Raw genomic sequence first — 12683 nt, forward strand, 5'->3', positions numbered from 1 at the left:
CTCGCTGGGAGTAGATGGGTTTTTGTAAGCGGAGATAGAAAAGTCGGTGACGATGCCACGGAACCGCCCTGTCCTCCTCGCGCTCGTGGTCGCGGTCCTCGTCCTGGCGCCGGTAACTCATTCCGTCGCCGCGACGACCGCCCCACCCACGTCCGTTGCCTCCCCGACTGGGTCCAGCCCGGAGACGGCTGCGCCGCTCTCGCCCGCCACTGCGGACGCGTTCGCCGCCAGCGCGACAGCTAGCGTCGGGCAGAACACGTCGAACTATCTCGAGATCCGCGAGGAGGCGGTCGAGCAGACCGGCCGAGAACGCACCTCGTTGAACGTCGCGGGCGCGGTTCAACAGGACGTCGCCTCCCTCAGAAGCGAGTACGCGTCGCTTACGTTCGAACAGCGCTACGAGAACACCACCGGGCAGACGGCGCGGCTGGACGTGATCCGCTCCGAGATCTCCCAGATCGAACGAGACGTCCAGCAACTCGAACTGCGCCGTAACAGCCTGCTGGACGACTACAACGCCGGCGAGATGAGCACAGAGACGTTCCTCCGCGAGCTGGCGGCGTTGGACGCCGCGGCCCGCGATATCGAGTCGCGGATCGAGCGAGTACGCCAGGCCGCCGGACTCGAACTCCCGTCGGATCTCGACACGAAGATGGACAACGTCGAGGGCGATCTCCTCACGCTGCGCGGTCCGGTCCGCCAGCGGATGTCCCAGGCGATGACCGGTGACCGCGGTCCGGTCCCGGTCTACACGGTCACGTCCCCGACCGGGATCGTGCTGGCGTCGAACCAGGGGTCGCGCTACTATCGCGAGGCCTATCTCGGCCAGAACCGCGAGAAGGTCGGCACGGATTACTTCGTCAACAGCGACGATTCGACCGGCCTCAGCGCTGCCAACAACCGCGCGACCGAGCTGTACCCCTGGGTCTACCAAAACAACCGCGGAACCATGTCTGTCGACGTCATCGGGACCACGTCCATCTACTACATCCGAACGGGCCACCCCCACGGTTCGCTCGATACCTATCTCGACGGGCGGACGGAGTCGGCATTTCGCGAGTTCCAGACCAAACGGATCGACGCGCTCCCCACGCGCTCGACGACCAACGCGACCGACGACGTTGTCCTCCAGGTCAATCGCACCCACGCCACCGGGCCGATGGAACTACTCGTCACCGACAACGAGACCGGCCAGCCGCTCGACGCGAGCGTCACGATCAACGGCGCCGAGGTCGGATCCACCGGCAGTGACGGTCGCCTCCTGACGTTAGCGCCCCACCAGGCGGTCCGCATCTCTGTGACGACCGAGGACGGCCGAACCGTCACCGAACGCTTCTTCGCGAACTGAGTCCCGGACCGATCCGTTTCGGGACACTCACTGAGCGTTTCTTCGCTCGCGTCCCGGAGACACCGGGAGACGCGCGCATCGATCGACTGCCGCTGCCTCGAACTCGTCCTGCAGACGGGCTACTCGGAGACTTCGGCGACTGTCGTGATCGCGACTTCGGGACTGTAGGAGGGACCCATCGTCACGTGGCGGAACTCCTCGAAGCCGGCCTGTCGGAACATGCGGTCGGCCTCGTCGGCGCCGTAGAAGAGCATGATCGCGTCGGCGAGCTTCTGGAAGACGGTGTTAGAGGGGTAGTTCGGGCCGACGATGAGCACCTGTCCGCCGGGTTTCGTGATGCGGCGACACTCCGCGAGGGCCTTGACGGGGTCGGGCCAGTACTCGATCGAGCCCGAGGACCACACCACGTCGAAGGTGTCGTCTTTGAACGGGAGTCGCTCGGCGTCCCCGCGGTAAAACGGGACGGCCCCGCGCTTGCCGAACTTCGCCCACGCCTTCTCCAGCTGGTGGACGCTCTGGTCGAGGCCGTGGACGTTCTCCGTCCGTTCGAGCAGGCCTTCCGTGGCGAACCCGGTGCCACAGCCGACGTCGAGCACCCGGTCGCCCTCCTCGATGTCGAGGAGATCGAGCGCCTCCGTCCGCATCTCCTCGTTCCAGATGAAGGGGTTGATCTGGTCGTACACCTTCGAGAGATACTTGTAGAACAGGCGGGCCCGCGTCTTGTCTTGGACGGCCATTGCCGGCAGTTCGTCCCAGTCGGGCATAATTCCCCTGTTTTCCGACGCCTCGGCGGTCGAGCGAACGACTGGCGGCGGTCCCCGGACTGACCCCGGAGCTGCTGCGGCGACTCCGCCCGTTGGCGTTCGGTGACAGGAGACCGCCGACGAGCGCGTTCCCGGGGCGCTCGGACGGGTACACTTCGCAACTACCAAATAGGCCCTGAACGGATCTCCCCACGATTAGCAAATGCCAAGGCCAGAGGTTCTCGACCGAGTCAAAGACGCCGAACAGGAGGCGGACGAGATCGTCGCCGAGGCCGAGGAGGAGGCCGAGGAGACGATCGCGGCGGCTCGCGACGAGGCCGACGAGATCCGCGAGCAGGCCAGCGAAGAAGCCGACGCCGAGGCCGAGGAACGGCTCGAGGCGGCGCGCGAAGAGATCGAGGCCGAGCGCGAACGGATCCTCGAAGAGGGGACCGACGAGCGTGAGGACCTCGAATCGCGCGCGCAGGAACGCACCGACGAGGTCGTCGAATACGTGGTGACACAGTTCGAGGAGGCGGTGCATGCTCAGACCTAAGCGGATGAGCAAGGTGTCCGTGACGGGCTCGAAGTCCGTCATGGACGACGTCATCGAGGCAGCGTACGACCTGCGCGTGCTCCACCTCAACGAGTACGACGGCCGCTGGGAGGGCTTCGCCAACGGCGACCCCATCTCGGGCGCCGACGACGCCTCGGAGAAGCTCGTCACCATCCGCTCGCTCAAGTCCGTCCTCGACGTCGAGGAGGAGGACGCCGGCCCGAACCGGATCCTCGACGACGACGAACTGGAGCGCGAACTCGAGGAGATCCGGACCGAGGTCAACGAGCTCGACGACCGACGCGCGGAACTCGAAGACGAGCTCCGCGAGACCGAGGAACGGATCGACACGCTGGAGCCGTTCGCGACCCTCGGGATCGACCTCGATCTCCTCTACGGCTACGATTCGCTGGCCGTCGAGGTCGGCGAGGGCGACGTCAACAGCGTCGAGCTGGCGCTGGCCGACCTCGACGCCGAGACGGAAGTCTTCGCCGAGGACGACGTGATCGCCGCGTTCGCCCGCACGGACGAAGACACGCTCCAGAGCGCGCTCGTCGAGGCGGACATCTCCGCGCTCGAGGTTCCCGACGGCGAGGGCGACCCCGCGGAGTATCTCGACGAGTTGCGCCACGAGCGCCAGTCACTCGAGTCGAACCTCTCGACCGTCGAGAGCCAGCTCGAGGACCTGCGTTACGACGTCGCCGGCTTCCTGCTGGCTGCCGAGGAGAAACTGTCTATCCGTGTCCAGAAGGCGGAAGCGCCCCTCTCCTTCGCGACGACCGACAACGCCTTCGTCGCCGAGGGGTGGCTCCCCACTGAGGAAGTCGAGACGTTCGAGCGCGCGGTCGACGAGGCCGTCGACGGTCACGTCCACATCGAGGAGCTCGAAACCGCGGCTTACGACCGCCACGGGCACGGCCACACCGACGCCGGCGGGGCGCCCGAGACCGAGCAGGCGGGCGGTATCGATCCCGCACCGGCGGCCGACGGTGAAGCCGACGACGACGCCGACGAAGAGGCGCCCGCGCAGGAAGCGCGCGCCGACGGGGGCACGGTCTCGATGGCCGAGCACGACGACCCGCCGGTCGTCCAGGACAACCCCTCGGTCATCAGGCCCTTCGAACTGCTCACCAAGGCCGTCGGGCGACCGAACTACTCGGAGTTCGACCCGACGATCATCCTCTTCATGACGTTCCCGCTGATGTTCGGTTTCATCATCGGGGACACCGGGTACGGGCTCATCTACACCGCGATCGGCTACTACATCTACCGGAACTTCGACTCCGACGCCTTCGAGAACCTCGGCGTCATCACCATCGCGGCCGGTCTCTGGACGACGCTGTTCGGTATCCTCTACGGCGAGATATTCGGACTGCACCTGGTCGCCGAGCACCTCTGGCACGGCGTGTTCCACATGGAGCACGCACCCATCCAGAAGGGACTCTCGCCCGCGACGAGCTACTGGGCCCGTGCCTGGTTCGTCGTGACGGTGCTGTTCGGTATCCTGCACCTGAACACGGCGTACGTCCTCTCGTTCCTCGAGGAGTACACGCTCCACGGCGCCAAGGAAGCCGTCATCGAGAGCGGTTCGTGGATTCTGGCGCTCAACGGCCTCTGGCTGTTCATCTTCAGCCGGACGTTCGCCGACGTCAAGCCGGACTTCCTCTACCAGGTCTTCAACGAGGGCGAGAACGCCGCGTTCGAACTCGGCTTCGCCGGGTTCTCCCCGGAGGTCGGGATGGTCGGCGCGGGCATGGTGCTGGCCGGCATGGCGATGCTGGCTCTCGGTCCTGCCGCGTACGAGCTCATCGAGATCCACGTCGTGCTGGCCCACGCGCTGTCGTACCTGCGGATCGCCGCGGTCCTGCTCGCCAAGGCGGGGATGGCCTTCGCGGTCAACCTGCTGTTCTTCGGCGCCTACGAGACCCACGGCGAGTACCACTTCATGCTCAGCCACGGGCCCGAGTACGTCCTCGAACACCACGAGGAGGCGTCGATCATCTTCGGCGGGATGTACCACGGCAGCCCGGCGATGCTGGTGTTCGGGATCCTCGTGTTGATCCTCGGGCACATCGTCGTGCTCGTCCTCGGGGTCACCTCCTCGGGCATCCAGTCCATCCGCCTGGAGTTCTTCGAGTTCTTCGAGAAGTTCTACGACGGCAACGGCGAGGAGTACTCGCCGCTCGGTCGTGAGCGCGTGTTCACCCGCGACCGGTAACGCGCTCCGACTCCGTCGGTTCACCGACGGTTTCTCCCACGTTCGTTCGGTTGACGATCGGAACTCGCCAGTAGCGAGAATTGTCTGTCTTCGCAATGTCTATCGACGTATTTGAGAACCTTTATGAACTGGATAGAGTATACAACACCTGTACGGAAACCAAACCCGCGAGTTCGATCACAACAATGATGGACATCATTTCACAGACGGCGGAAGTGGCACTGCAGCAGGGCGGTCCGGCACTCAACAACCAGGGCGCAGCGGCCATCGCGGTCGGTCTCGGGGCACTCGCGACGGGCTACGCCCAGCGCGGCATCGGTTCGGCCGCGGTCGGGGCCGTCGCGGAGGACGATGACATGTTCGTTCCGGCGCTGATCTTCACAGCGCTGCCGGAGACGCTGATCATCATCGCCTTCGTGACGATCTTCATCGCGAACTAACACTCCTCCCCCTTTCACTACACATGAGCCTCGATACTGTCGTAGAGGACATTCGAGACGAGGCCCGCGCGCGTGCGGACGAGATTCGGGCCGACGCCGAGGCACAGGCGGCTGAGATCACCGAGGAGGCCGAGGCCGAGGCCGACGAGATCCGCGAGGAGCGCCAGCGGGAGGTCGAGGCCACCATCGAGCAGGAGCGCGAACAGAAGCTCTCGAGCGCGAAACTCGAGGCCAAGCAGGCGCGACTGGAAGCGCGACGCGACGTCCTGCAGGACGTCCGCGACGCCGTCGAGGACGAGCTGGCGTCGCTCGAGGGCGAGCGCCGCGAGGAGCTGACCCGCACGCTGCTCGAGGCCGCGAGCACCGAGTTCGACGAGGACGACGACGTGACCGTCTACGGGCGCGCCGACGACGCGGCGCTGCTGGACGACCTCGCCGGGGAGTTCGGCTACGAGCACGCCGGCGAGCACGACTGTCTCGGCGGCGTCGTCGTCGAGAGCGAGACCTCGCGCGTCCGGGTCAACAACACGTTCGACTCGCTGCTCGAAGACGTCTGGGAGGACAACCTCCGGGAGATCAGCGACAGGTTGTTCGAAGCACAATGAGCGCCCCCGACTACGAAACCAGCAACTACGAGTACGTCAACGCCCGGGTCCGGTCCCGGCGCGCGTCGCTGTTCGACGACGACGATTACCGCAAGCTGGTCCGGATGGGGCCCGGTGAGATCGCCCGCTTCATGGAGGAGTCGGAGTACGAGGAGGAGATGAACCGCCTCGGCGCCCGCTACTCCGGGGTCGATCTCATCGAGTACGCCCTGAACCAGAACCTGGCGAAGCACTTCAACGACCTGCTTCGCTGGTGCGAGGGGCGGCTGTACGACTACGTCGCCCGCTACCTCCGGAAGTTCGACGCCTGGAACGTCAAGACGGCGCTCCGGGGGGTCTACTCGGGCGCGTCCGGCGCGGACATCGAGGACGACCTCATCCGTGCGGGCGAGTTCTCCGAGCCGCTGCTGGAATCGCTGGTCGCCGCCGAGTCCATCGAGGACGTCGTCACCGCGCTGGAGGGGACGATGTTCGGCGACTCGCTCGTGGCGGCCATGGAGGACTATGAGGCGACCGACCTGCTCGTCCCGCTGGAGAACGCGGTCGACCGGACGTTCTACGAGACGCTGATGGAGGGCCTCCCCGCGAACCCGAACCGGCCGACCGGGCTGTACATCGAGTTCTTGCGGGCGGAGATCGACTTCCGGAACCTCCGGAACGCGCTCCGGCTGGCCCGGACGGACACCGACATGGACCCGGCGGAGTACTTCATCGACGGCGGGCAGCTGTTCGACCCCGACGAGGTCCGCCAGCTGGTCGACGACGAGGCGCTGCTTCTCGAGCGGATCCGCGAGAGCACGTACGGCGACGACCTCTCGGAGGCGCTGCGCGTCCTCGACGAGGCCGAGTCGCTCATCGAGTTCGAGCACGCCCTCGACGCGGCGCTGCTCGCGTACGCCGACACACTTTCGAACCGCTATCCCCTATCCGTGTGTCCGGTGCTCTCGTACGTGCTGGCGAAGGAGCGCGAGGTCGACAACATTCGTGCGATCGCGCGCGGTCGGGAAGCCGACCTCTCGCCGGACCAGATCCGGGAGGAACTGGTGGTACTATGAGTCAGGAGATCGGCGTCGTCGGCAGCCCGGATTTCACGACGGGCTTCCGGCTCGCGGGCGTCCGGCGGTTCGCCGACGTCCGCGACGACGAACCAGACGAACAGTTCGACGAGGCGGTCCGGGAGATGCTGGACGACGACGACGTGGGCATCCTTGTGATGCACGACGACGACCTCGAGCGGCTCTCCCGCGGCGTTCGGTCCGACGTCGAGACGAGCGTGGAGCCGGTTCTCGTCACCCTCGGTGGCGAGGGCGGTTCCAGCGGACTCCGCGAGCAGATCAAACGCGCCATCGGCATCGACCTGATGGAGGAAGACTAACATGAGCCAAGCAACAGACACGACCGTTCGCGAGGACGGCGTCATCGACAGCGTGTCGGGTCCGGTCGTCACGGCCAGGAACCTCGACGCGAAGATGAACGACGTCGTCTACGTCGGCGAAGAGGGACTGATGGGAGAGGTCATCGAGATCGAGGGCGACATCACCACGATCCAGGTCTACGAGGAGACCTCCGCGGTCGCCCCGGGCGAACCCGTCGAAGGGACGGGCTCGCCGCTGTCGGTCGACCTCGGTCCGGGCATGCTGGACTCCATCTACGACGGCGTCCAGCGTCCGCTCGACGTCCTCGAAGACAAGATGGGCTCGGCGTTCCTCGACCGCGGCGTCGACGCCCCCGGTATCGACCTGGAGAAGACCTGGGAGTTCACCCCCGAAGTCGAAGAGGGTGACGAGGTCGAGGCCGGCGACATCGTCGGCTCCGTCCCCGAGACGCCCAGTATCGACCACAAGGTGATGGTGCCGCCCGACTACGAGGGCGGCGAAGTCGTCTCCATCGAGTCGGGGAACTTCAACGTCGAAGAGACCGTCGCCGAACTCGACAACGGCGAGGAGATCCAGATGCGCCAGGAGTGGCCGGTCCGCTCGGCGCGACCGACCGAGGACAAGCAGACGCCGACGGAGCCGCTGACCTCCGGCCAGCGCATCCTCGACGGCCTATTCCCGCTCGCGAAGGGCGGGACGGCCGCGATTCCGGGGCCGTTCGGCTCCGGGAAGACCGTCACCCAGCAGAGCCTCGCCAAGTTCGCCGACGCCGACATCGTCGTCTACATCGGTTGCGGCGAGCGCGGCAACGAGATGACCGAGGTCATTGACGACTTCCCGGAGCTGCCCGACCCGCAGACCGGGAACGCGCTGATGGCTCGAACCTGTCTCATCGCGAACACGTCGAACATGCCCGTCGCCGCCCGCGAATCCTGCGTATACACGGGGATCACCATCGCGGAACACTACCGCGACATGGGCTACGACGTGGCGCTGATGGCCGACTCCACCTCGCGGTGGGCCGAGGCCATGCGCGAGATCTCCTCCCGACTCGAGGAGATGCCCGGTGAGGAGGGCTACCCGGCCTACCTCGCCGCCCGTCTCTCGCAGTTCTACGAGCGGGCCGGTTACTTCGACAACATCAACGGCACGGAAGGGTCGATTTCTGCCATCGGGGCCGTCTCGCCGCCCGGCGGCGACTTCTCGGAGCCGGTCACCCAGAACACGCTGCGTATCGTCAAGACGTTCTGGGCGCTGGACTCCGACCTGGCAGAGAAACGGCACTTCCCGGCGATCAACTGGAACGACTCCTACTCGCTGTATCGCGACCAGCTCGACCCGTGGTTCGAGGACAACGTCGCCGACGACTGGCCGGAGCAGCGCCAGTGGGCGATCGACATCCTCGACGAGGACGGCGAACTGCAGGAAGTCGTCCAGCTCGTCGGCAAGGACGCCCTTCCGGAGGACCAGCAGCTGACGCTGGAGGTCGCCCGGTTCATCAAGGAGGCGTGGCTGCAGCAGAACGCGCTGCACGACGTCGACCGCTACTGTCCGCCGGAGAAGACCTACCGCATCCTCGGCGCCATCCGGACGTTCAACGACGAGGCCGAGGAGGCGCTCGAGGCGGGCGTCCCGATCGAGGAGATCACGGGCATCGACGCCGCCCCGAAGCTCAACCGCATCGGCACGACGCCCGACGACGAGGTCGACGAGTTCGTCGACGACCTCGAAGCGGACATCGCAGAGCAACTGCGCTCCCTGTACTAACAATGAAAGAATACCAGACAATCACGGAAATCAGCGGTCCGCTGGTTCACGTCGAGACGGACGAGCCGATCGGCTACGACGAGATCGTCGAGATCGAGACCGGCGACGGCGAGACCCGCCGCGGACAGGTGCTGGACTCCTCCAGCGACCACGTGGCGATCCAGGTCTTCGAGGGCACCGAAGGGATCGACATGGACTCGTCGGTCCGGTTCCTCGGCGAGACGATGAAGATGCCCGTCACCGAGGACCTGCTCGGGCGGGTGCTGGACGGGTCCGGCAACCCGATCGACGGCGGCCCGGACATCGTCCCGGACGAGCGCCGCGACATCGTCGGTGCCGCGATCAACCCCTACTCCCGGGAGTACCCCGAGGACTTCATCCAGACGGGCGTGTCGGCCATCGACGGCATGAACACGCTCGTCCGCGGCCAGAAGCTCCCGATCTTCTCCGGCTCGGGGCTGCCGCACAACGATCTGGCGCTGCAGATCGCCCGCCAGGCCTCCGTCCCGGAGGAAGAGGAGGGCGACGACGAGGACTCGGAGTTCGCAGTGATCTTCGGCGCGATGGGGATCACCGCCGAGGAGGCCAACGAGTTCATGGACGACTTCGAGCGCACGGGCGCGCTGGAGCGGTCGGTCGTCTTCATGAACCTCGCGGACGACCCCGCCGTCGAGCGGACGGTCACGCCGCGACTGGCACTGACCACCGCCGAGTACCTCGCCTTCGACAAGGGGTACCACGTGCTGGTCATCCTGACGGACATGACCAACTACTGTGAGGCGCTGCGCGAGATCGGTGCGGCGCGCGAAGAGGTCCCGGGCCGCCGTGGCTACCCGGGGTACATGTACACCGACCTCGCCCAGCTCTACGAGCGTGCGGGCCGCATCAAGGGCCAGGAAGGGTCCATCACGCAGATCCCCATCCTGACGATGCCCTCGGACGACATCACCCACCCGATCCCGGACCTGACCGGGTACATCACGGAGGGGCAGATCCTCGTCGACCGCGACCTCAACAGCCAGGGCATCCAGCCGCCGATCGACCCGCTGCCGTCCCTGTCGCGCCTGATGGACGACGGTATCGGCGAGGGGCTGACCCGCGACGACCACAGCGGGGTCTCCGACCAGCTCTACGCCGCCTACGCCCAGGGTGAGGACCTGCGCGACCTCGTGAACATCGTCGGTCGCGAGGCCCTCTCCGAGCGGGACAACAAGTACCTCGACTTCGCCGACGCGTTCGAAGAGGAGTTCGTCGAGCAGGGCTACGACACCGACCGCGACATCGAGGAGACGCTGGACATCGGCTGGGATCTCCTCTCGATGCTGCCGAAGGAAGAGCTCAACCGTATCGACGAGGAGAACATCGAGGAGTACTACCGCGAAGACGTGCAGGCCGAAGTCGCCGCCGACTGACGATTCTATCGCCGACGTACTTTTTCGGGTCGCCACGCGTCGAGTTGCGACGCCGACCCGCTTGCCGTGACGGATCGGCCGGCCCACGAACCGGCAATCCCGTCGACCCGGAGTAACGCTCTTTGGGCACCCTCGGGTAGGTGGTGGCATGACGAGCGAGAGCGGGGTTCGGTCCGGTGCCCGCGTCCTCTATGTCGACGGTGACGACGAGCGGGCCACGCCGGTGGTCGAGGCCCTCGCCGACGCCGGTTTCACGGTCGACCGCGCCCGCGACGCGGCGGCGGCCCGCGACGCCGTGGCGACCGACCCGCCCGACTGCGTGGTCAGCGAGCAGGACCTCCCCGAGGGGTCCGGGCTCGAACTGCTGGAACACGTCCGGGAGACGAGCGGCGGACTGGCGTTCGTTCTCTTCACGGCCTCGGGCGACGAGCACCTGGCGAGCGCGGCAATCTCGGCGGGCGTGACCGACTACGTCCCGCGGGAGCCGCCCGAGAAACAGCGGGGGGCGCTGGTGGACGCGATCGAGGCGGCCGTCGCCGACGCCGACCGGCGGTTCGCCGAAGTGACCGAACAGCTGAAAGACCGCGCGATGGACGAGGCGCCGGTGGGGATTACGATCGCGGACGGAAACCGGCGAGACACGCCGCTCATCTACGTCAACGAGGCCTTCGAGGAACTGACCGGTTACGACGAGGCCGAGGTGGTCGGCCGTAACTGTAACTTCCTGCAGGGGCCGGACTCGGCCGACGAGCCCATCGAAGCGATGGCAGCGGCGATCGGTGCCGGGGAGCCGGTCAGCGTCGAACTGCGCAACTACGCCCGTGACGGCGAGGAGTTCTGGAACCGCGTCGACATCGCGCCGGTCAGGAACGACGCCGGCGAGGTGACTCACTACGTCGGCTTCCAGACGGACGTCACCGACCGCGTCGAGGCCGAACGGGAGGCCAGGCGGCAGGCCGAAACCGCCCGCCGCGAGCGCGAGAAGGTTCAGGCGCTGCTGGACCGCATCGACGGGCTGGTGACCGACGTGACCACCGCCCTGCTCGGCGCGGACTCCCGGGCCGCCGTCGAGTCGGCGGTGACCGAACGGCTCGTCGAGACCGACGAGTACGCTCTGGCGTGGATCGGTGACCGCGACCCGGCGTCCGACACCGTCACGCCGGGGACGTGGGCCGGCGTCGCCGACCCGCCGGCGCTCGAACTCCCGACCGACGCCGACGACCCGGCCGCCCGCGCCGTACGGACGGGGGAGTTCCAGGTGTACGACGACGATGCGGTCCCCGAGGTCTACGCCGATCTGGTCCCCGGCGGCGTGGGCGGAATGGCTGCGCTCCCGCTACGGTACGGCGACGTGAACTACGGCGTGCTCACTGTCGTCCTCCGGGCGGGGACGACGTTGCCCGAGGCGGAGCGGCGAATCCTCTCGGCGGTCGCCCGCTCGGTCGCGATGGCGCTGCACGCCCTGACCTCCCAGCGCCTGCTCGGGTCCGACGACGTGATCGAGCTGTCGTTCTCGCTGGCGGGCGAGGACCCGTTCTACGTCGGACTCTCCGGTACACTCGACGCGGAGTTCGTTCACGCCGGGACCGTCACCCGTGAGGAGGGGCCGACGACCCTGTTCTTCGAGACGGACGCCGACCCGGACGCGACGGTCGCGGCCGCCGCCGAGCGGGCGGACGTGCGCGACTGCACGCCGGTGACGACCGACGACGAGCGGACGGTCGTGGAGTTCACCGTCGACGAGGCGCCGCTGATCGAACTGTTGCTCGACCGCGGCGGCCGCATCGCGGCCACGTCGGCGACCGGCGGTACGGGCGAGCTGACGGTCGAGATACCGCCGGAAGCGCAACCCCGGACGGTCGTCGACGTACTCGAAGAGGAGGTCACCGGGGCGAGCCTGACGGCCTACCGCGAGCACGAGCGGCCGGTGACGACCCGTCAGGACGTGCGGGCGCGCATCGACGACCGGCTCACCGACCGGCAGGCGACGGCGCTGCGGACCGCCCTCGTCGGCGGCTTCTTCGAGTGGCCCCGCGATACGAACGGCGAGGATCTGGCCGCCTCGATGGACATCGGCCGCTCGACCTTCCACCAGCACCTCCGCGCTGCCCAGCGGAAGGTCTTCGAGGAACTGTACGGGTAGAGCGGTCGCCGGCGGATTCGGCTCGCGCGGTTCCCGGGGCCGCTATCACCCGCGAGAACTGGGCCGAACGATTCA

11 protein-coding genes are annotated in these 12683 nt (G+C 67.0%); 10 read left to right on the plus strand and 1 reads right to left on the minus strand.

The annotated features are described in order from the left end of the window. Nucleotides 1-52: 52 nt before the first annotated feature. The gene (locus AB2U09_RS15855; protein WP_459193698.1) at nt 53-1348 is read left to right on the plus strand and encodes a DUF7096 domain-containing protein; all 1296 of its coding nucleotides are present in this window, start codon (nt 53-55) and stop codon (nt 1346-1348) included. A gap of 119 nt (nt 1349-1467) precedes the next feature. Here the strand turns inward: AB2U09_RS15855 and AB2U09_RS15860 are convergent, their stop codons facing one another. Continuing rightward, the gene (locus tag AB2U09_RS15860; RefSeq protein WP_459193699.1) at nt 1468-2085 is read right to left on the minus strand and encodes a methyltransferase domain-containing protein; all 618 of its coding nucleotides are present in this window, start codon (nt 2083-2085) and stop codon (nt 1468-1470) included. A 229-nt stretch (nt 2086-2314) separates the two neighbouring features. On the opposite strand from AB2U09_RS15860, the gene ahaH reads away from it, so the two are divergent. The 9 genes from ahaH to AB2U09_RS15905 all read left to right on the plus strand — a co-directional run bounded on the left by ahaH (nt 2315) and on the right by AB2U09_RS15905 (nt 12608). Continuing rightward, nucleotides 2315-2647 (plus strand): ATP synthase archaeal subunit H, encoded by a 333-nt coding sequence (gene ahaH, locus AB2U09_RS15865; protein WP_459193700.1) that lies wholly within the window; start codon nt 2315-2317, stop codon nt 2645-2647. Then, complete coding sequence (locus tag AB2U09_RS15870; protein ID WP_459193701.1) at nt 2634-4865, plus strand: V-type ATP synthase subunit I; 2232 nt, start codon at nt 2634-2636, stop codon at nt 4863-4865. The genes ahaH and AB2U09_RS15870 overlap by 14 nt, the downstream gene beginning before the upstream one ends. 185 nt (nt 4866-5050) lie before the next feature. After that, nucleotides 5051-5305, plus strand: coding sequence for a V/A-type ATP synthase subunit (locus tag AB2U09_RS15875; protein WP_459193702.1), 255 nt, complete (start codon nt 5051-5053; stop codon nt 5303-5305). Between the two features lie 23 nt (nt 5306-5328). Next, a complete protein-coding gene (locus AB2U09_RS15880) occupies nt 5329-5910 on the plus strand; it encodes a V-type ATP synthase subunit E (protein ID WP_459193703.1) in 582 nt (193 codons plus the stop codon). Further along, nucleotides 5907-6965, plus strand: a complete 1059-nt coding sequence (locus AB2U09_RS15885; RefSeq protein ID WP_459193704.1) for a V-type ATP synthase subunit C — start codon at nt 5907-5909, stop codon at nt 6963-6965. Before AB2U09_RS15880 ends, AB2U09_RS15885 begins: the two co-directional genes overlap by 4 nt. Continuing rightward, nucleotides 6962-7285 carry a V-type ATP synthase subunit F gene (locus AB2U09_RS15890; RefSeq protein ID WP_459193705.1) on the plus strand — a complete coding sequence of 108 codons (324 nt, stop codon included), beginning with the start codon at nt 6962-6964 and terminating at the stop codon, nt 7283-7285. Before AB2U09_RS15885 ends, AB2U09_RS15890 begins: the two co-directional genes overlap by 4 nt. Before the next feature lies 1 nt (nt 7286). Beyond that, nucleotides 7287-9053, plus strand: coding sequence for an ATP synthase subunit A (locus AB2U09_RS15895; RefSeq protein ID WP_459193706.1), 1767 nt, complete (start codon nt 7287-7289; stop codon nt 9051-9053). Nucleotides 9054-9055: 2 nt separating this feature from the next. Further along, on the plus strand, nt 9056-10465 hold the full coding sequence (locus tag AB2U09_RS15900) for an ATP synthase subunit B (protein WP_459193707.1): 1410 nt from the start codon (nt 9056-9058) through the stop codon (nt 10463-10465). Between the two features lie 148 nt (nt 10466-10613). Beyond that, a complete protein-coding gene (locus AB2U09_RS15905) occupies nt 10614-12608 on the plus strand; it encodes a bacterio-opsin activator domain-containing protein (protein ID WP_459193708.1) in 1995 nt (664 codons plus the stop codon). Nucleotides 12609-12683: the final 75 nt, after the last annotated feature.

It is taken from the genome of Halosimplex yunnanense, from assembly GCF_054504345.1.